Genomic DNA, 19,019 nt, shown 5'->3' on the forward strand with positions numbered 1-19,019 from the left:
ACCTCGGCGAGGTCGAGCCACTCCTGGTGCTGCCGGCGGCCGTCGGCGGCCTGGGCCCTGGCGGCGGCGACTCCACGGCTCACGGGGCGGCGGGCCCTCCTCGGGGAGCTGCTCCGCCCCGTCCGCTCGGTCTCGCGCTGAGCTGCTGGCGTCATGGGTGCTGTCCCCTCGGTGTTCTGCTGCCGCCGTCCGTAGACAGTGTCCCGTCTCCCCACCGGAACGGTGCGGCCGCAGCGTAACATCGACAATTCACTGTGAACAGAGATTACAGAAGAGCAGCTCGTGAGGCGCGCGGCTACTCCGCAGCCGAGCGCGGCTACGCCCCCGCCTCGCATCACCCCGGAGCGAATTCCTGCGTTTTCCCTATCCTCCACACTTTCCGCACAGCGGTATCGCATTCGTATACTGTGAACAAAGTCAATGAGCGTAGTAGCCTTCCCTGCATCACGGGCGCTGGGACGCCGACCAGCCCAGCCGGCCAAGCACCTCGGAGACTGTTCGATGAGTACACCCGACGCGGTACCCGTCAGCCTGGCCGAGATCGCCCGGATCGCCGGGGTGGGCCGCGCTGCGGTGAGCAACTGGCGCCGGCGCCACGACTCGTTTCCCATCCGTATCGGGGGCACCGACGTCAGTCCGCAGTTCTCACTGGCGGAGGTCGAACAGTGGCTGCGTGACAACGGCAAACTCACGGACGTCGGCGGCCGGGAGTTCCTCTGGCCGCGCTTCGAGGCGCTCGGCAGCAGGGACGAGTCGGGCCTGGCCGTCGCCGAGGCGGCCCGCCGGATGCGTTCTCCCCGTACGCGTTCCTCGCACCCCGGACTGTCCGACCGGGCCCGCGATCTGGCCATCGAGGCAGCACAGCTGGGGCGACGCGAGGGGCCGCGGGAGACGTTCGAGTTCCTGTTGCAGCGGTGGCTGGAGACACATGTGAGACAGCTCAGCACCACCCCTGCTCAACTCGCCTCGCTGATGACCCGGATCGCTCTCGCCGTCCGTCTCGGCGCGAGCGAAGGAGGGCTGACCGTCCTCGATCCGGCCTGCGGCACCGGACACCTGCCCGCCGCGGCCGCGCAGGAGTACGACGGCGAGGATCTGGCGGTGCTGGCGTGCGAGAGGGACCCGGCGCTCGCCGCGCTGGCCTCCGCCCGGCTCGGATTCGTCGCGGAGGATCGTGAGCTGCGTACCGAGGTCGCCACGGCCGACGCGCTTCGGGCGGACCCGTTCGCCGGAGTGCGGGCCGACATCGCGCTCTGCAACCCACCGTTCAACGAACGGGACTGGGGCTACGAGGAACTCGCCACCGACCAGCGCTGGGCACACGGGCTGCCGCCGCGGACCGAACCGGAACTGGCCTGGGTGCAGCACCTGGTCTCTCGTCTCAGGCCCGGCGGAGCGGCCGTCGTCGTCCTTCCGCCCGCGGTCGCGTCCCGCAAGGCGGGCCGCCGCATCCGGGGCTCCCTGCTGCGCACCGGCACACTTCGAGCAGTCGTGGCCCTTCCGCCGGGCAGCGCGCAACCGCACAGTGTGTCCCTCCAGTTGTGGGTCCTCAGGGCCGCTCCGGACAACCCCGCCGCCGCTTCGCCCGGTCAGGACGCGCTGTTCGTGGACGCCACACGCTTCGCGCGGCCCGGCGTGCGTGAGCCGGGACCCGACTGGGACGCCCTCGGCTCCTTCGTCCTCTCCGCCGTGGAAACGCTCGACCGCCCTGACAGCGATCCACCGGAAGGCACCGTGCGCGTTCCCCTGCTCGATCTTCTGGACGACGAGGTGGACGTCACTCCGGGGCGCTACACCGCAGCGAGCGCGGAACCCTCGGGCGTCGAACTCGCCGCTTCCTGGGGCGATCTGGGCACCCTGCTGGCCGACCTGGCCGGTCATGCGCAGCATCTGTCCAAGCTCGGCTTCGATGCCGGGACGCTGCAGACCACAGCCACCGTGGGGGACCTCGTCAAAGCCGGTGCGCTGACCCTGCGCGCCGGGCAACAACCGGCGGAGAGCGCCACACCGCCTCGCGAGGGCGCCGTGCCGCTCCTCACCGTCCCCGACCTGCTGATGGACGGCAAGCCCAGCGGGCTGCTCTGCGCCGACTCGGCGCACGCCGTCGCGCAGGAGGGTGACGTCGTGGTCGCCGGTGTGGTCAGGGCCTACAAGGCGTGGGTGCACGAAGGGCCGCCGATGGCTCTGGGCCCCCAGCTGTACGCCCTGCGGGTGGATCCCGAGAAGCTGGATGCCCATTTCCTCGCCGGTTGCCTGCGCGCGCCCGCCAACGGACGCCAGGCAGGCACCCACGCGTCCAGTTCCTCCCGGGTCGACATCCGGCGCCTCCAGGTGCTGCGACTCCCGCTCGACAAGCAGGCGGCCTATGCCGAGACGTTTCGGCGCCTGAGGGATTTCGAGACCCTCCTCACCAGGACCGACAGCCTCGGCAAGCGGCTGGTGAGCGACGTGAGCGATCGGCTGGCGGCGGGTGGCCTGACCGTCTGACGGCGCCCCCTAGTCCGGCCTCGGCTGTCTGATCCACCCCAGCGAACGCTCGACGGCTCGCTGCCAGTTGTCGTACTCCGACTCCCGCCGCTCGGGGTCCATGTCCGGCAGCCACTGGGCGGCGCGGTGCCAGTTGCGGCGCAGGACCTCCAGGTCCGGCCAGTAACCGGCGGCCAGCCCGGCGGCGTAGGCGGCGCCGAGCGAGACCGTCTCGGCGACCATGGGGCGGACCACGGGTACGGCGAGCACGTCGGCCACGAACTGCATGAGCAGGTTGTCCGCCGTCATGCCGCCGTCCACCTTGAGCTCCTTCAGGGCGAGTGAGGAGTCGGCGTTCATGGCGTCGACGACCTCGCGCGTCTGCCAGCCGGTGGCCTCCAGGACGGCCCGGGCCAGGTGTCCCTTGGTGATGTAGGAGGTGAGGCCGACGATGACGCCGCGTGCGTCGCTGCGCCAGCGGGGTGCGAACAGGCCGGAGAAGGCGGGGACGATGTAGCAACCGCCGTTGTCCTCGACCGTCCGGGCGAGGGTCTCGATCTCCGGCGCGCTGCTGATCAGTCCCAGGCGGTCGCGGAACCACTGGACCAGGGAGCCGGTGACGGCTATCGAACCCTCGAGAGCGTAGACCGGGGGCTGGTTCCCGATCTTGTACGCGACGGTCGTGAGGAGTCCGTGCCGGGACCGCACGACATCGGCACCGGTGTTGAGCAGCAGGAAGCTGCCCGTTCCGTAGGTGCACTTCGCCTCGCCCGGGGAGAAGCAGGTCTGGCCGAACAGGGCGGCCTGCTGGTCACCGAGGGCCGCCGTGATGGGGACGCCCGGGAGGAGGGTGCGGGCCTCGCCGTATGTCTCGGCGGAGGACCTGATCTCGGGCAGCATGGGGCGGGGCACCCCGAAGAACGCCAGGAGCTCCTCGTCCCAGGTGAGCGTGCGGATGTTCATCAGCATGGTGCGGCTGGCGTTGGTGGGGTCGGTGATGTGCAGGCCGCCGTCCACGCCCCCGGTGAGGTTCCAGATCAGCCAGCTCTCGATCGTGCCGAACAGCACCTCGCCGTCCTTGGCGCGCTGTTCCAGCCCGTTGACATGGTCGAACAGCCAGCGGATCCGCAGCGCGGAGAAGTAGGTAGAGGGGGGCAGACCGCACCGCCCGAGGAAGAACTCCTCTCCGGGCCGGCGTCTGAGGTCGTCGACGAGCGGTGCGGTGCGGGTGTCCTGCCAGACGATCGCCCTGCCCAGCGGGACGCCCGTACGCCGGTCCCAGAGCACCGTCGTCTCCCGCTGATTGGCCAGGCCGATGGCTGCGACGCCTCCCGGGCCGACACCGGCGCCGGACAGGGCCTCGGGCACGATGCGCCGCAGATTGCGCCAGATCTCGACGGCGTCGTGCTCGACCCATCCGGGTTTGGGGAAGTGCTGGCGGTGCTCACGCTGGGCGACGGACACGAGCCGTCCGTGGTGGTCGAACAGGATGCATCGAGTGGAGTTGGTGCCCTGATCGATGGACATCACACACCGTTCAACCATGATCGGGTCTGCCTTCCGATGTCTCTAGGAGGCGGTGGCACCACCAGCGGATACCGACGAACTACCAGCAACTACCAGCGAGCGGCTCCCAGGTCTCTGGAGATCGCCCGTGCGGCCTCACGGAGCAGGGTGATCAGGTTCGGCCGAGGACGGCCCTGGCCGTCGCAGATCCTCTCGACCGGTCCGGACAGTCCGATGGCGCCCACGACGAGGCCGCCGTGCCCGCGGATCGGCGCGGCGACGCCGGCTTCGCCCATGCTCATCTCCTGCACCTCGGCGGCCCATCCGACCTCCCGGACCTCGGCGAGTGCCCGGGTGAGCTGTTCCGGGACGGCCAGGGTGTGCCGGGTGTACGCCTCCAGCCCGGACTCCAGGACCGTCTCCAGGGGCGCGGTCCCGAAGGCCAGCAGGACCTTGCCGAGCGAGGAGGCGTGCAGCGGCAGCAGCGAGCCCACGTCCAGGGTCTGGAGCGTGTCGTCCGGCCGGAACACGTGGTGGACGACGAGGACCTGGCCCTCCAGGGGCGTGCCCAGGCGGACCGCCTCCCCGCTGCGGGCGGCCAGGGCGTCGGCCCAGTTGATGGAGCGCGACCGCAGCTCGTTGACGTCGAGGTAGCTAGTGCCGAGATGCAGCAGGGCGGCCCCGAGCTGGTACTTTCCGGTCGCGGCGTCCTGCTCCACGAAGTCCACGTGCTGGAGGGTGCGCAGAATGCCGTGGGTGGTGCCCTTCGCCAGCCCGAGCGAGGCCGCCACCTCGCCGAGCCCGAGGCGGCGAGGTCCACCGGCGAGCAGACGCAGGATCGCCGCCGCCCGTTCGATCGACTGGACCGGGCCGGTCATGATGCGAGCCTATTACCGCTATGGCGGGTCCGCTTTCCGTGCGGGTGGACGCTTGCGCGCCGGGTGCGCCGGGGCGTTCGGCATTGCCGACCGCTGTTCATTGACCGGCAACGCTGCGCTGCCTAACGTGCTACGAGGCCCGGCACAGCGCGCTGAGGCCCGGCGTCCTGCCGACAGCGCTCACCGGAGGAGAGTCCATGGCGGTCCAGCTCGAGGTCGATCCGATACTTCGGGACACGGTGGAGCACGTCTGTCCGCTGCCGCCCGTCACCGGGGCCGTCTCCGCCGTACGCCGGCGGGTGGGAACGGTCCTCGCCGACTGGAACGTGTCCCGGGACATCGTCGAGGACTCACTCCTGGTGGTGTCGGAACTGCTCACCAACGCACTCGTCCACGCCCTGCCACCGGCCCAGCTGCGGCTGTCCTGGGCCCCCGACGACGGATCCGGCACCCTGCGCGTCGAGGTCACCGACGCGGGACCGGTGCGTGCTCCGGGACAGTCACCGGCGGGGATCGACCCGGACGAGCACGGCCGGGGCGAGCAGATCGTCCACGCGCTGGCGGCCCGGTACGGCATACGCGTCCACTCCGGCGGGGTGACCCGGTGGGCGGATCTCGTCGCCGCATGAGCGTGCGCGGCCCGGCTGGTCAGACCTGGTCGGGTAGGGGGTCCCGCGGGCAGTTCGCCGGCCGCTGGGAGCCGCGCCCCGAGGCGAGGGGAGCTCGGGGGGCACCGGCGTGTTCCTGGACGGCCGATTCGGTGACCGCCGGTTCGCAGCCGGCCGGTTTGCGGAGCATGAGCAGCGCCGCGTCGTCGTGCAGTCGCCCGCCCACGTGCGCCAGCAGCTCGTCATGGAGCGCGGCGAGGGTACGGGCCGGCTCGTCGGACAGGTGGCGGGCCAGCCCTTCGGCGAGCGGGTAGAACTCACGGCCATGGTCGCGGGCCTCGGTGACCCCGTCGGTGTAGAGCAGCAGCTGATCTCCGTCGGCGAAGGGCAGCACCTGGAGGCCAGGGGCCTCGCCGGACAGGGCCCGCAGCCCGAGGGGCGGGGCCGGGTGGGTGGGCTCCACCGCCACGACGCGACCGGATTCCCGCACCAGCAGCGGCGGCGCGTGTCCGCAGTTGACGATCTCCAGATGCCCGTCCGACGGGTATCCGGCGACCACCGCGGTCACGAAGTCGTCGTCACCGAGGTTGCGCGCCAGGCTCCGCTCGATCCTGCCGACGACGGACAGGAGATCGGGCTCGTCGTAGGCGGCCTCACGGAAGACACCGAGCACCAGTGCGGCGGTCCCCACGGCGGGCAGCCCCTTGCCGCGTACGTCACCGACGATCAGCCTGACCCCGTACGGGGTGGGCACCAGGGCGTAGAGATCCCCGCCGATACGGGCCTCCGCCGCCGCGGCGCTGTAGCGGACGGCCACCTGGAACGGGCCGACCGTCGCCGGTATCGGCTTCAAAAGCGCGTGCTGGGCGGCCTCCGCGACCGAGCGGACAGCCGCGAGCACCCTTTCACGGCGCCCGCGCAGCGTGCTGGCCAGGGCACTCGCCAAGGTGACGGCCACGAGGGCGGACAGTACGGCCGTCAGTTCGCTGCCCGGAACGCCGTCCCGGGTGCCGAGCGACGCGCCCAGCACCGCGGCGAGCAGACCGACGCACAGGACACCGCGCGGCCCGTTGGTGGTGGCGGCCAGCGCGGGTCCGGCCGCGAGCAGGGGCAGCCAGATCATCCCCGCTCCGCCGACGACGTCGCCGAACACGACGACGCAGACGATCAGCACGGGCAGTACGGGCACACCGGCGGCCAGATGGGCGCCGGCGTGTCTTTGGGCCGACACCCCAAGACCTGCCGCTCGGCTCCTGAACAGCCGCATCGGCCAGTGGTCACCGCCATGGTCTCGCGCCTGACTCATGTCGCGTCCGCAGTCCTCACCTGTACGCCGGGGGTTTCGAAAAGTCCGCTTTATTCAGGAAACGGGTTCGATGCCCGGTGCCGCAAGGACCGGATTTTCAGATAGTGAGCGACAGGCTCCTGGTCACGCGGCTCGCGGTCGGGAGCAGCCGCGCCCGGATCTCCTGAAGGCTGGAGAGCCGGTCCGCCGGCAGTGAGACGCCGAGCGAGCCGAGTGTGTCGCCGCTGTAGACGGGCACGGCGACGCAGACCGTGCCGAGGGTGTACTCCTCCAGGTCCGTGACGGCGGGGGCCACGGGCGAGGAGTCGAGTCGCCGGAGCAGCTCGGGCCGGCTGGTGATGGTCCGTGGCGTGAGGTCGGCGAGGTGGTGGCGGGAGAGGTAGTCCTCGCGCGACTCGTCGTCCAGTTCCCGCAGCACGGACTTGCCCAGCGCGGTGGCGTGTCCCGCGTCCTCGAAGCCCACCCAGAGGTCCACCCGGGGCGCCCGGGGGCCATCGACGATCTCGGCGACCCTGATCTCGCCGTCCTCGTAGAAGGTCAGGTAGGCGGCGGTCGTCAGCTCGTCCCGCAGAGCGGCGAGCGTGGGGCGGACGCGGCTGAGCAGCGCCTGCCCGCGGCCCTCGGTGTGCAGGGTCTGCAGCTTGTCGCCGAGGACGAAACCGCCGTCGTCGAGCTTGCGTACGTATCCGTCGTACACCAGGGTCCGCAGCAAGTGATAGGCGGTGGCCAGGGGCAGGCCCGTCTCACGTGCCAGCTGCTTGGCCGGCGCGCCGTTCTCGTGCGCGCTCACCGCTTCCAGCAGCCGGAAGGCCCGTTGCACGGAAGTGATGAGCGTGGGGCCGTCATGAGCGCCCATACGACCAGCGTGCGCCGGGCGCCCCGCGCAGGCAAGGGGTGCGCGGCCTTCGCGACGCCACACGGCCGGGCCCGGCCGACGGCCCTCGCGACGGACCGGCCTCGTCACGGAGCCGACGACGGGACTTCGACGGCAGGGCCCAGGGCACCCCAGCGGATCCGCAGGGCGCACAGGGAGACGATCAGTGCCGAGGCCGCGACCGCGCCCATGCCCAGGGTCAGGCCGCCGGCGCCCGCGACGAACCCGATCAGGGCGGGGCCGGCCAGCAGGCCCGTGGTGCCCATCGCGGCGACCAGGGCCAGCGCGTCCGCACCGCGCGCCGCCGCGGCCACGTACACGCACGGGGTGATCGCCGCCGCCCCCAGCCCGACACAGGCGAAGCCGACCAGCGTGGGCAGTACCCCGCCGGCCGGCAGGGCGAGCGCCAGGCCGAGACCGGCGGCGGCGCTGCCGACGCGGACGACGGGGCCGTCGCCCCAACGGCTGCGCCAGCGGTCGGCACACGCGCGCGCCAGCAGCATCATGACCGAGACGACGGCGATGCCCAGGGGCGCGACGGTCGACGAGGCCTTGACGACATCCTTCAGATAGAGCGCCGACCAGTCGTTCATGGCGCCTTCGGTGATGGTGCCGAAAGCCATGGCGCAGCCCATCCACAGCGTCATCCGCGACGGCGGGGTCAGGGCGCCACGCCGCTTTCCCGGCTTCCCCTCCGTTGCCGGTGGGCTCGTATCGGCTGCGCCGGCGCCGTCCCTGTCCGCCAGCAGCCGGGGGCGTGCCCAGGCGAGCAGCAGCGACAGCAGGACGGCGGCCGTCGCGAAGTGCGCGGTGACGGCCGGCGTCACCGCGTTCACCCCGGAGGCCAGGAGCGCGGCGCCCAGCAGCCCGGCGCTGAACGTCGCGTGCAGCTGGGACATGGCGGTGCGCCCGTACTTGGTCTCCAGTGCGGCACCCTGCGCGTTCATGGCGACGTTCAGGCAGCCCACGGCGACGCCGTCGCAGCAGACGACCAGCAGCGCCGTCGGGTAGTCCGGCACCACGGACAGGGCCACGAGCAGCGCGGCGAGGCACAGGGCGGAGCCGAGGGCCAGCCGCCGGGAGCCCAGCCGCCGGGTCAGGAACGCGACGAGCGGGAAGGAGGCGGCGGCGCCCGCACCGCAGGCCGTCAGCAGCAGGCCCAGTTCCTGCTCGGTCAGGTCCAGCCGGGTCTTCAGGGCGGGGAGCCGGGAGGCCCAGGTGGCGTACTGGAAGCCGAGAAAGCAGAACAGGGCCGCGATCGCCCACTTCTCGCGGCGGAACCCGTCGTGGTCGCGTGGCACGCGCATCAGCCCGCCCCCTCCCCGTCGTGGGGCCGGCTCGCGCACACCCCGGTGGACATGTACACCGCGTCCTCGCCGTAGCCCGGCGGCAGGCCGGCCTCGCGGTGGGCCCGGTAGCCGTGGGCCTGCCAGTAGGTCTCCGCGCCGCCGACCGCGACCAGCGAGAGGTGCCCGTACCCGCCCGCCCCGGCGACGGCCGTCAGGCGTTGCAGCAGCCGTGTGCCCAGTCCCCGGCCCCGCAAGTCCTCGGCGATGACGAGGTCGTGCAGGTGGAGGTTGCGGGAGTGGAAGACGGTCTCCTCCGGCCGGGCCAGGTCCGGGCAGCGGAACCTCGGGTAGGGCAGGGCGAGGAGGTAGCCCGCGATCCGGCCGCCGAGATCCAGTACGAAGCAGGTGCCGGGCGAGGCACGGCCCCTGGACTCCAGCGCGGACCGCCCCTCCGAGAGCGAGCAGTGCGCGTACGCGGCGGCTTCCAGGGCCGCGACGGCCGGCCAGTCGGCGTCGGCGACGGGGCGGATGCGCACGACGTCGTACGGCAGCGGGCGGAAGCCGTTGAATTCCTGTGTCATGTAGCTGGTGGCGTAGGCGCCGGCGGACAGGATCCAGACCGGGTCGCCGGACGCCAGGTCCGCCGGTACGCGCACCCGGTGGTGCCCGGCTCCGTAGGCGTCGTCGCTGTCGCAGGTGGGGCCCGCGACCACGGCGGGCACGTACTCCGCGCCTTCCTGCCCGGCCCGGGTCGGGAAGAGCAGTGGGTAGCTCAACCGGTCCATCTCGTAGAGCCCGTTGAACTTGCCCACGCTCAGGTACAGCCAGTGCTCGGCTTCTCCGTCCGGCCGCCGGCGCGCGGTCATCCGGTACACGTGGGCCCGGACGGCGCCGTGGTCGGCCACCAGGTGGCGGCCCGGCTCCATGACGAAGCCGAGCGGGGTCGCGCTGACGTCCCGCAGCCGGTCCATGCCCTCGCGGATCACGGCGAACATCTTGTCCAGCGGGGGTTCGAGCCTTTGTCCCCACCGGTCGAGGCAGCCGAGCGCGGGCAGGCCGCCGCCGAGGTTGACGTGGTCCGGCACGATCCCCCGCCCGCGGAGCGCCACGAGCACGTCCGCGAGGGAGTCGACGGCGTCCTGCCAGGCCTCTACGGTCATCTGCTGCGAGCCGACGTGCACGGACAGCCCCGCCGGGGTCAGTCCGGCCGCCCGTGCCGCCGCCAGCACCGCCACGGCGTCGTCCCGCGAGCAGCCGAACTTCCGGCTCAGGCCCCACAGCGCCCCTTCCCCGCTGGTGGCGAGGCGGCAGAACACCCGGGCGCCGGGAGCGCGGTCGGCGATCGCGGCCACGTCCTGCACGCTGTCGGTGGCGAAGGTGCGGATGCCGAGCCGGTATGCCTCGGCGATGGCCGCGTCGGACTTGACGGTGTTGCCGTAGTGGATCCGGTCGGCGGCCACACCCGTCCGCAGGGCCTGCGCGATCTCGGCGGGGCTCGCCGCGTCGAAGCCGGCGCCCCGGTCGGCGAGGCCGGCCAGTACCTCGTCGACGGGGCACGCCTTGACGGCGAAGCGGACGGTGACGCCGGGCAACTCCCGTACGAGGGCGTCGTACCGGGCCTCGATCCCCAGGAGGTCGAAGACGACGGCGTCCTGCGACGCGGCGGCCAGCGCGGCGGACAGCGGCGCGCTCAGATCCCCGCTCACCGGCCCGCGCTCCCGGGTCCGGTCTCCCGGGCCGCGCTCACCAGCGCGGGCCAGGCCTCGGTCAGCAGCGCGAAGTCCTCGATGTCCCGCCGGGCCTCGTCCAGCAGCCGTTCACGGCGCGTCGCCAGCAGGTCGGCGAACTCCGCATACCTGCCGCCCAGTTTACGGTAGGCGCTGTCGACGCGGTCCAGCCGCCACACGTTCTCGGAAGGGTCGAGGCGGGTGCTGTCACGGAGGAAGCCGACGACGGCCTCGGCCCGGACGCGTTGCCGGTCGTCGAGGAGGGCGGCGCCCGCTTCGGCCATCCGGTCGTAGACGTGGTGGAAGTAGAGCATCGACAGCAGGAACTTCACGAACCGCGTCTGGTAGGCGAGGAAGCCGGTGCCGGTACGCCGTTCCGGGGTGTGGAAGTTCTCGATGTGGCGGTTGTGCAGGACGCCCGGCAGCGTGGCGTCGTGGACGAGGTGGAGGAGGAAGTAGTCGCTGCCGATGGTGTCGGTGGCCGGTGGCAGCGGCACCCGCTCGTACACCTCGCGGTGGAGGGCGATGTTGCACATGTCCACCCGCATGGGGTCGACCAGGGTCAGCGTCGAGTGGTCCTGCGTGAACGGGGCGGTGCCGGCCCCCTTGAAGGACTCCTCCACCAGGTCCCGCTTGCGCTCCTCCGACCAGTGGCCGGGCGCCCACAAACTCACGACCTCGTGGTGGATGTCCTCGTCCAGGCGCTGGATCTCGCCGATGTCCACGGAGAGTTCGCCGATGAAGGAGGCGCCGGCCAGCGACACCGGGCGGTCGGCGTGGGCAGGGTCGAGGTCCGTCTCGGACACGCCGGCCGCGGCGTCGGCCGCGCGTCTGCCGAGTGACGGGAGTTCGTGGTGGACGGGGAAGACCGGCTCGCCGTCCAGCAGTTGGTAGGCGCTGTCGGAGTCCCGGCGGTGCACCGACCGGCAGCCGAGCGCGGCGGCGGTCAGGAAGGCGCGGTTGGTGCAGGCTCCGTAGGAAACGCCGGCCGGGAGCATGAGGGCGAGCATCCGGTCCGGGTCGGCGAGGCCGGTCCGGTGGATCACGCGCCGCAGGAAGTGCCGCTGATCCGCCTCGTCCAGGTGATGGGTGATCAGGCCCGGTACCGGGGGCAGCCCGGCCAGGACGCGGGCGTGCTCGGACCGGGTCGGCTCGTCGCAGGAGTCGAGGATCAGCAGGTGCACCTCGGCGTCGAAGCGGCGGGCCGCGTGGGCCGCCTCCCCGGCGACGGCGGCCAGGGTCGGGGCGCACGCCCGGTTGGTGGGAAGCGTGAGACAGATCCGGTGCGTGCCGGTCGCCCGGTTCACCGCTCGCCCTCCTGACCGCTCTGCCTGCTCTGCCCGCCCTGACCGTTCCAGGAGTCCAGTCCCAGCAGCTTGCGGCCCAGGCTGTCGAGCGTGGCGGGGCCGTAGCGGAGGGCCTCCGGCTCGCGCGCGTCGCCGAGCAGGGTCGGGTTCCAGTCGGGGGTGCTCAGGGTGCGCCAGGACTCGACTCGGGAGCGGCGCAGGTCCGTGTGCTCCTCCAGGGCGGGCATCATCGACAGGTACTGGACGGCTCGGACACCGTTGTCGGAGCGGTTCGGGGCCACGCCGTGCGCCAGCAGCCCGTTGAAGATCAGCAGGTCGCCGGCCTGGAGGTCGGGCCGAACGACGGGGAACTCGGCGCGGTCGAGCGCGGGCCTGATGGGGTCGCGGTCGGCCGGCTGGGCGACCCGCCACTCGTCGAACCGCCGGAAGAGTTCGGGCGCGCACTGGAAGCCGCCGAGTCCGGGGCGGGTGTCGGTGAGCGCGATGATGCCCTGGACGCGCTGCGGGAGCACCCCGAGGGTGGTGTCGACGTCCCAGTGCAGCTCGATGTCGAAGCCCTCGTCGGTGGGTTCGATCAGCGAGCGCGAACGGGTTCCCCGGTTGGGCGGGTTGAGGTTGAGCCGGTCCAGCGTGACCCACAGTTCCTCGCAGTCCCACACGTCCACGAAGGCGTCGTAGACGCGCTCGGTCTGACGGCTGTCCCAGATGAGCTGGTGGTGGTAGGCCTCGACGAAGCCGTAGACGTGCAGGTCGCGATCGAGGTCCGAGCGGAACTCCCGCTCCTCGTACCAGGTTTCGGGGCGGTCGGGGTCGAGACCCTGGAACTCCCAGGCGAATTCCAGCAGGCTCTTGGCCGCGCCCGGGGAGATGGCGTCCCGGACGACGACATAGCCGTACGTCTGCCAGAAGGCGAGGTCCGCCTCGGACAGCACGCGCAGCGGGCGTGACTTCTCGATGTCTCTCAGCGGGGTCTGGGCGAGGTACGTCTCGGCGTCCGCGCTGAAGTAGGGGCGGTGCGATGCCGCTCGGTACAGGTGGCGGTCAGGCGTCGGCATGGCGGCGACTCCGGGTTGATCGAACTGACGTGTCCTCACGTTGGACTAGACCAATTCGGGGTGTCAACGGATCATGGCCGAAAATGCCGCCAAGTGCCTGTGAAGTGCCGGTCGTGGGCCAAACGGAAGCGCCGGCGGGCAGGTGTGCCACGCCGGCGCGGGAAACCGCTGGGTCAGCCCTCGACGACGCGCTCCGCCGCCGCCACCGCGCAGACGCGGGCGGCGCCATGGGTGGCGAGGTGCAGGCCGCCTCGGGGAGGGGCCTGCGGTACGCCCATCTCGACCACGATCGTGTCCGGGCGGGCGGCGAGGATCGTGTCGAGGGCCGCGCGCATCCAGTCGTGCCGGTGCTCGTCGCGGACCACTGCGACGACCCGGCGGCCGTCCGCTGCCGCGAGGGCGGCGCTGCCCGCGTCGGCGCCGGTGAAGGAGCCGGTCGTGGTGCCGGGCAGCAGGCGCTCCAGTTCGGCGGCGAGCCCCCAGGGGGTCTCGTTCCCGACGGCGATGTTGGCGGCCGGGTTGAAGGTGGCGACGTACACCGGCTCGGTGACCGGTGAGGCGGCGCCCGCTCGGGTCACGGTCAGCGCGCGGCGAGCCGCGGACAGTCCGATCTGCGGGGCGGGTTCGGCCTCGGCCCCCATTCCGTGCCGCGCCTCGGCCGTCCAGCGCGCCAGCTGCCGTACCCGGGCGGCGGCGGCGGCCAGGCGCTCCTCGGGCAGTTCGCCGGAGCGGACCGCGGCGACCAGCGAGTCCCGCAGCCTGAGCACCGTGCCCTCGTCGCACAGCCCGCCGCCGACGCAGATCGCGTCGGCGCCCGCCGCGATCGCCAGGACCACGCCGTGCTCCAGGCCGTACGTCCCGGAGATGGCGCGCATCTCCATGCCGTCGGTGACGATCAGCCCCTCGTAGCCGAGTTCACCGCGCAGCAGCTCGGTGAGGATCCGGTGGGAGAGGGTCCCGGGGTGGTGCGGGTCCAGGGCGGGGACGAGGATGTGCGCGCTCATCACGGCGCGGGTGCCGGCCGCGATGGCCGCGCGGAAGGGAACGAGTTCACGCTCGTGCAGGGTCTCCGCGTCGACATCGATGCGCGGGACGGCGTGGTGCGAGTCGACGTTGGTGTCGCCGTGGCCGGGGAAGTGCTTGGTGCACGCGGCGACGCCGGTGGACTGCAGGCCCTGGACGTAGGCGGCGGTGTGCCGGGCGACCAGGTCGGTGCCGGCACCGAAGGACCGTACGCCGATGACCGGGTTGTCGGGGTTGGCGTTGACGTCGGCGGACGGCGCCCAGTTGAAGTTGACGCCGCAGGCGGCCAGGCGCCGGCCCAGTTCACGGGCGACGCCCCGGGTGAGATCCGGGTCGTCGACGGCGCCGAGGGCGTGGTTTCCGGGGAAGGAGGAACCGGTGCGGACCTCCAGGCGGGTGACGTCACCGCTCTCCTCGTCGATGGCCACCAGCAGGTCGTCCCGCTCCGCCCGCAACTGGGCGGTGAGCGCGGTGACTTGCTCCTGGCTGGCGACGTTGCGGCCGAACAGGGCGACGGAGGCAAGCCCCTCGCCGACCCGGCGGCGCACCCAGTCCGGCGCGGTGGTGCCGGCGAAGCCCGGCTGCAGCACGGTGAGCGCGTCGCGGGTCAGGGTGTGGTTGCCGGTGGCGAGTGTGGTCATCGGGGGTGTCATCCCTTCACGGCGCCGTCGGTCAGGCCGCTGACCGCCTTGCGTTGCAGAACGATGAAAAGGATCAGGATGGGCAGCGCGAACAGCGTCGACGCCGCCATCGTGGCACCCCAGTCGTCACCGAAGGCGGTGCGGAACTGGGAGAGCCAGATCGGCAGGGTCTGCTTCTCGATGCTCTTGTTGAGGATCAGGACGAGCGGATACTCGTTCCACGCGGTGATGAAGCCGAACAGCGAGGTCGCCATCAGGCCGGGTGCCAGCAGCGGGAAGATCACCTTGACGAACGCCTGGGTGCGGGTGCAGCCGTCGACCATCGCGGACTCCTCCAGTTCCTTCGGCACGGCGGCCACGTAGCCGCGCAGGGTCAGGATCGTGAGGGGCAGCACCATCATCGTGTAGAAGACGGTGAGCGGGACGAGGCTGTCGAGCATGTCGTTGTCGCGGACCAGCATGTAGATGGCGATGACCATGACCTCCCAGGGGGCCATCTGCGCCAGCATGAAGGTCACGATGAGCCCGCGCCGGCCCCTGAACTGCATCCGGGCCAGGGCGAAGGCCGCGAAGAGTGCGATGACGAGCGAGAAGAGCACCGCGCAGACCGTGACGAGGACGGAGTTGCCGACCAGGGTCCAGAAGTGGTCGGCGTGCACGGCCTTCGTGAAGTGGCCGAGGGTGACGTGCGTCGGGAACCACACCGGGTTCTCGGCGATGATGTCGCCGGTCGGTTTGAAGGCCGTGGCGAACATCCAGTACACGGGGAACGCGAAGCCGACGAAGAGGACGACGGCGGTCGCGTTGGGCCAGATACGGCCGAACAGTGAGCGCTTCACAGCTCGTCCTCCTCTTGCTTGAGCACCATGCGCAGGTAGTACGAGGTGATGACGAGCAGCACCACGATGGTCAGGAAGGAGATCGCCGCGCCCACCCCGAAGTGCTGGTTGCCGACGCCCTCGACGAAGGCGTAGATGGGCAGGGTCTCCGTGAGCCGGTCCGGGCCGCCCTCGTTGATGGCGAAGATCTGCACGAACGACTTGAAGACCCAGATGACCTCGAGGAAGGCCGTGGCGTACAGGAAGGGCCTGAGGAAGGGGAAGGTCACCGAGGTGAAGCTCTTCCAGGCGCCGGCTCCGTCCAGGGACGCGGCCTCGTACAGTTCCCTGGGGATCGTGGTCGTGGCGGCGTAGAGGTTGATCGCGACGAACGGGATCGACTGCCAGACCACCAGCAGGGTGACCACGGAGAAGGTGGAGAACTGGCTGCCGAGCCAGTTGTAGTCGGCCATGGAGTGCCAGCCGAGCCTGTCCAGCGCCCAGTTGACGACGCCGAACCGCTGGGCGAACAGCCACTGGTAGACGGTGGTGGCCGCGATGGTGGGCATGGCCCACGCGAGGACGAGGCCCAGCATCAGCGTCAGCCGCATCTTGCGGCCGAGACGGGCCAGCAGCAGGCCGACCAGGGTGCCGAACAGCATGATCAGCACGACGTTGGCCGCGGTGAAGACGACGGAGCGCTCGACGACGTGCCAGAAGTCCGCCGCGGTGAGCACGGACTTGTAGTTGTCGACGCCGTTCCACTCGGTGAGGTGCTGGATGAGCTGCCGGGGGTTGAGGTTCTGGAACGACAGCATGCCGTTCTTCACCAGCGGCCAGCCGAGCAGGATCAGTGTGGCCAGCAGCGCGGGCAGCAGGAGCAGATAGGGAGCGGCGGCACCGCGCCGGGCCGAGGGCCCGGACCCGCGTGTCTCACCGCGGGGAGGCACCGGCGCCTCGGCCTTGCGGACAGCGGGCTCCCCGGCCGTGTCCGTGCCTTCGGTCTGCACTGACATGAGTTGCCATCTCTTCCATGGCCGTACTGGCCGTACGGGTCGTACCGGCCGTACGAACGACACGAATGAGCCGGGGGCGACGTGCGGCGCCCCCGGCGCGGGTCATCAGTTCTGCTGGGCCAGACGCTTGTTGATCTCGCCCTCGACTTCCTTGGCGGCCGCCGCGGGGGACTTACCGTTCAGCACGGCCGTCATGTAGGACTTGATCGGGTTCGGGGTGTTCTCCACCGCCGCCCACTCGGGAATCAGCGGAGTGGTGCCGCCGACCGCGGCCGCCGGAGCCGCCGCCTCCGCCACGACGTTGCCCTTGAGGTTGGTCTGCAGCGACTCCTTGTTGGGGATGACGCCGTTGAGCTTGGACAGCTCGCCCTCGAACTTGTCGGACAGGGCCAGCTTCAGGAACTCCTTGGCCAGCGCCTGCTTCTTGCTGCCCTGCGCGACGGCCAGGTTCGAGCCGCCGAGGAAGACGCCCTCGGGCTTGCCGGCGGTCTCACCGGGGATGGTGAAGTAGCCGAGGTCCTTCTCGATGGACTTGTTGGCGGTGACGGCGGTGCCGGCCTCCCAGCCCATGCCGATGAACGCGCCGGTCTTGCCCTTGGCGAAGACCTCGGCCTGCTGCGGGTTGGCCTCGTCCTTGTCCTTGGGGGCCTCGGAGTAGGACGCGTACTGCTTGTAGATCTCCATGGCCTTGGAGACCTTGGGATCGGCCAGGTTGGAGACGTACTTGTCGCCGTCCTTCTTCACCAGGTCGGCACCCTGGCCGATGGTGAGGCCGTCGAAGAAGTACCAGTTCTGGCCCGGCAGGTAGAGGGGCTCGGCGTCGGTCTTCCTGCCGATGGTCTTCAGGTCGTCGAAGAACTCGTCCCGGGTCTTCGGGGTGGACTTGATGCCGGCCTCGGCCCAGATTTTCTTGTTGTAGATGACGACCCGGTTGGCGAAGTACCAGGGAGCCGCGTACTGCTTGCCGTCGTAGACGGAGGACTGCGAGACGGACGGGGTCCAGTCGGTGCCGATGGCCTGCTTGAGGTCACCCAGTTCGGCGAGGCCGCCGGTGGCCGCGTACGCCGGGGTCTGGGTGTTGCCGACCTCGATGACGTCCGGCGGGTTGTCCTCGGAGAGAGCCGTGGTGATCTTCTGCTGGATCCCGTCCCACTTCTGGATCTCGAACTTCAGCTTCGCGCCGGTCTTCTTCTCGAAGGCGGCCTGCACGTCCTTGGTCCACTGCTCCGGAGCGGACCCGGTCATCGTCCAGACCCGAAGCGTCTGGCCCTTGAAGCTGTCCGGTCCCGCGTTCTTGCCGCTGTCGCCGTCGTCCCCGCCGCACGCCGCGACGGAGACCATCATGCCTGCGATACCCATCGCGGCTATCAGCTTGCGCTTCACGCCACCCTCCTCAGGGATGCCACTGACCCCCCACGCCCCCGGCCGTGACCTGCGAAGTCGCTGTTGCACGTGGGACTCGGGACCTGGCCACTAATGGTGTAGACCAGTACGTGGAGCTTGGCCTAGACCTTTGGGGGTGTCAAGGGCGGTTCGGGAAGCGGTGCCGTCCGTTACGAGAAAGTCACCGGACGGCAGCGGGCGGTCCTCGGGAGCGGCGACGCGCCTCGGGTTGGACTAGACCATTGGGCAGTTGGGGGTTATAACGGGAGACCGCCGAGTGAGCCGGGAAGGCAGGCCATGACCATCGACGTCAGCAGCGCCCAGCACCGCAGGGGGGTGCCCGGTCGCAGCGCGCGTGTGCCGAAGTACTACCGCGTCAAGCAGCAGATCCTCGAGATCACCCAGGCCCTCCGGCCCGGCTCGGCCATGCCCGCCGAGCGGCTGCTCGCCGTACGGTTCGACACCTCGCGCACCACCGTCCGGCAAGCGTTGCAGGAACTCGTGGGCGAGGGACGGCTGGACCGCATCCAGGGCAAGGGCACGTTCGTCGCCCGGCCGAAGCTGTACCGAACCCTGCGGCTGACCTCGCACACCGAGGACATGCGGGCCCAGGGGCTCGACCCGGCCTCCCAGGTGCTGGACATCGGCCATGTCGCCGCGGACGCGAAGCTGGCGGGGCTGCTCGGCATCGACGCCGGCGACAAGGTGCTGCGCATCGAACGGCTGCGGCTGGCCAGCGGCGAGCCCATGGCGATCGAGACGACCCACCTGTCCGCACGCCGCTTCCCGGGCCTCAGACGGTCGCTCGCCACGTACACCTCGCTGTACACGGCGCTCGCCGAGAGGTACGGCGTGCAGCTCGCGGAGGCCGAGGAGATCATCGAGACGTCCCTGGCGACCCCGCGCGAGGCCGGGCTCCTCGCCACCGACGTGGGCCTGCCGATGCTGCTGCTGTCGCGTCACTCGCGGGACGCCGAGGGCACACCGGTGGAGTGGGTGCGCTCGGTGTACCGCGGCTCGCGCTACAAGTTCGTGGCCGCGCTGATGCGTCCGGCGGACCGAGAACACGGCTGACGCCCGCTCAGGTCGGCACCGCACAACAAGACCGCACAACGAGATGGG

The 19,019-nt window shown here is 71.0% G+C and carries 15 protein-coding genes and 1 pseudogene; 3 read left to right on the top strand and 13 right to left on the bottom strand.

The genetic code is table 11. The features are described from left to right. Positions 1 to 501 precede the first annotated feature (501 nt). Entirely contained in the window at positions 502 to 2,487 is a 1,986-nt protein-coding gene (locus tag ACIBBH_RS24655) for an N-6 DNA methylase (protein ID WP_399408001.1), read from the top strand. A gap of 9 nt (positions 2,488 to 2,496) precedes the next feature. Here the strand turns inward: ACIBBH_RS24655 and glpK are convergent, their stop codons facing one another. Together glpK and ACIBBH_RS24665 are read right to left on the bottom strand one after the other, a co-directional pair. Further along, the gene (gene glpK, locus ACIBBH_RS24660) at positions 2,497 to 3,993 is read right to left on the bottom strand and encodes a glycerol kinase GlpK (RefSeq protein WP_399408003.1); all 1,497 of its coding nucleotides are present in this window, start codon (positions 3,991 to 3,993) and stop codon (positions 2,497 to 2,499) included. 89 nt (positions 3,994 to 4,082) lie between these two features. After that, a complete protein-coding gene (locus ACIBBH_RS24665) occupies positions 4,083 to 4,850 on the bottom strand; it encodes an IclR family transcriptional regulator (RefSeq protein ID WP_399408005.1) in 768 nt (255 codons plus the stop codon). Positions 4,851 to 5,047: 197 nt separating this feature from the next. On the opposite strand from ACIBBH_RS24665, the gene ACIBBH_RS24670 reads away from it, so the two are divergent. Next, the gene (locus ACIBBH_RS24670) at positions 5,048 to 5,479 is read left to right on the top strand and encodes an ATP-binding protein (protein ID WP_399408007.1); all 432 of its coding nucleotides are present in this window, start codon (positions 5,048 to 5,050) and stop codon (positions 5,477 to 5,479) included. Between the two features lie 19 nt (positions 5,480 to 5,498). Here ACIBBH_RS24670 and ACIBBH_RS24675 read toward each other — a convergent pair whose 3' ends face one another. The 11 genes and pseudogenes from ACIBBH_RS24675 to ACIBBH_RS24725 all read right to left on the bottom strand — a co-directional run bounded on the left by ACIBBH_RS24675 (position 5,499) and on the right by ACIBBH_RS24725 (position 17,897). Continuing rightward, complete coding sequence (locus tag ACIBBH_RS24675) at positions 5,499 to 6,764, bottom strand: PP2C family protein-serine/threonine phosphatase (protein ID WP_399408009.1); 1,266 nt, start codon at positions 6,762 to 6,764, stop codon at positions 5,499 to 5,501. Positions 6,765 to 6,861: 97 nt separating this feature from the next. After that, complete coding sequence (locus ACIBBH_RS24680) at positions 6,862 to 7,620, bottom strand: IclR family transcriptional regulator (protein WP_399408011.1); 759 nt, start codon at positions 7,618 to 7,620, stop codon at positions 6,862 to 6,864. 104 nt (positions 7,621 to 7,724) lie between these two features. Continuing rightward, on the bottom strand, positions 7,725 to 8,945 hold the full coding sequence (locus ACIBBH_RS24685) for an MFS transporter (protein ID WP_399408013.1): 1,221 nt from the start codon (positions 8,943 to 8,945) through the stop codon (positions 7,725 to 7,727). After that, positions 8,945 to 9,463, bottom strand: coding sequence for a GNAT family N-acetyltransferase (locus ACIBBH_RS24690; protein WP_399408317.1), 519 nt, complete (start codon positions 9,461 to 9,463; stop codon positions 8,945 to 8,947). Before ACIBBH_RS24690 ends, ACIBBH_RS24685 begins: the two co-directional genes overlap by 1 nt. Then, positions 9,461 to 10,633: pseudogene (locus ACIBBH_RS24695) on the bottom strand (type III PLP-dependent enzyme); the annotation flags it as partial. The gene ACIBBH_RS24690 and the pseudogene ACIBBH_RS24695, both read right to left, overlap by 3 nt. After that, on the bottom strand, positions 10,630 to 11,961 hold the full coding sequence (locus tag ACIBBH_RS24700) for a DUF6271 family protein (protein ID WP_399408015.1): 1,332 nt from the start codon (positions 11,959 to 11,961) through the stop codon (positions 10,630 to 10,632). The pseudogene ACIBBH_RS24695 and the gene ACIBBH_RS24700, both read right to left, overlap by 4 nt. Continuing rightward, complete coding sequence (locus ACIBBH_RS24705) at positions 11,958 to 13,016, bottom strand: phytanoyl-CoA dioxygenase family protein (protein ID WP_399408017.1); 1,059 nt, start codon at positions 13,014 to 13,016, stop codon at positions 11,958 to 11,960. Before ACIBBH_RS24705 ends, ACIBBH_RS24700 begins: the two co-directional genes overlap by 4 nt. 173 nt (positions 13,017 to 13,189) lie before the next feature. Then, positions 13,190 to 14,680 (bottom strand): glycoside hydrolase family 3 protein, encoded by a 1,491-nt coding sequence (locus ACIBBH_RS24710; protein WP_399408019.1) that lies wholly within the window; start codon positions 14,678 to 14,680, stop codon positions 13,190 to 13,192. 8 nt (positions 14,681 to 14,688) lie between these two features. Next, the gene (locus ACIBBH_RS24715) at positions 14,689 to 15,519 is read right to left on the bottom strand and encodes a carbohydrate ABC transporter permease (RefSeq protein ID WP_399408021.1); all 831 of its coding nucleotides are present in this window, start codon (positions 15,517 to 15,519) and stop codon (positions 14,689 to 14,691) included. After that, positions 15,516 to 16,514, bottom strand: coding sequence for a carbohydrate ABC transporter permease (locus tag ACIBBH_RS24720; RefSeq protein WP_399408023.1), 999 nt, complete (start codon positions 16,512 to 16,514; stop codon positions 15,516 to 15,518). Before ACIBBH_RS24720 ends, ACIBBH_RS24715 begins: the two co-directional genes overlap by 4 nt. A 105-nt stretch (positions 16,515 to 16,619) precedes the next feature. Then, a complete protein-coding gene (locus ACIBBH_RS24725) occupies positions 16,620 to 17,897 on the bottom strand; it encodes an extracellular solute-binding protein (protein ID WP_399408025.1) in 1,278 nt (425 codons plus the stop codon). A gap of 297 nt (positions 17,898 to 18,194) precedes the next feature. Between ACIBBH_RS24725 and ACIBBH_RS24730 the strand changes: the two genes are divergently transcribed. Then, positions 18,195 to 18,971, top strand: a complete 777-nt coding sequence (locus ACIBBH_RS24730) for a GntR family transcriptional regulator (protein WP_399408027.1) — start codon at positions 18,195 to 18,197, stop codon at positions 18,969 to 18,971. Positions 18,972 to 19,019 lie beyond the last annotated feature (48 nt).

Source organism: Streptomyces sp. NPDC051636 (genome assembly GCF_044453765.1).
Classification (GTDB): Bacteria; Actinomycetota; Actinomycetes; order Streptomycetales; family Streptomycetaceae; genus Streptomyces.

What these genes read in the sequence shown, in the direction of transcription:
- ACIBBH_RS24680 (WP_399408011.1), bottom strand. Translation starts at nt 7,620, where the DNA reads ATGGGCGCTCATGACGGCCCCACGCTCATCACTTCCGTGCAACGGGCC.
- ACIBBH_RS24665 (WP_399408005.1), bottom strand. Translation starts at nt 4,850, where the DNA reads ATGACCGGCCCGGTCCAGTCGATCGAACGGGCGGCGGCGATCCTGCGT.
- ACIBBH_RS24720 (WP_399408023.1), bottom strand. Translation starts at nt 16,514, where the DNA reads ATGTCAGTGCAGACCGAAGGCACGGACACGGCCGGGGAGCCCGCTGTC.
- ACIBBH_RS24655 (WP_399408001.1), top strand. Translation starts at nt 502, where the DNA reads ATGAGTACACCCGACGCGGTACCCGTCAGCCTGGCCGAGATCGCCCGG.
- ACIBBH_RS24675 (WP_399408009.1), bottom strand. Translation starts at nt 6,764, where the DNA reads ATGAGTCAGGCGCGAGACCATGGCGGTGACCACTGGCCGATGCGGCTG.
- ACIBBH_RS24705 (WP_399408017.1), bottom strand. Translation starts at nt 13,016, where the DNA reads ATGCCGACGCCTGACCGCCACCTGTACCGAGCGGCATCGCACCGCCCC.
- ACIBBH_RS24670 (WP_399408007.1), top strand. Translation starts at nt 5,048, where the DNA reads ATGGCGGTCCAGCTCGAGGTCGATCCGATACTTCGGGACACGGTGGAG.
- ACIBBH_RS24730 (WP_399408027.1), top strand. Translation starts at nt 18,195, where the DNA reads ATGACCATCGACGTCAGCAGCGCCCAGCACCGCAGGGGGGTGCCCGGT.
- glpK (WP_399408003.1), bottom strand. Translation starts at nt 3,993, where the DNA reads ATGTCCATCGATCAGGGCACCAACTCCACTCGATGCATCCTGTTCGAC.
- ACIBBH_RS24685 (WP_399408013.1), bottom strand. Translation starts at nt 8,945, where the DNA reads ATGCGCGTGCCACGCGACCACGACGGGTTCCGCCGCGAGAAGTGGGCG.
- ACIBBH_RS24710 (WP_399408019.1), bottom strand. Translation starts at nt 14,680, where the DNA reads ATGACCACACTCGCCACCGGCAACCACACCCTGACCCGCGACGCGCTC.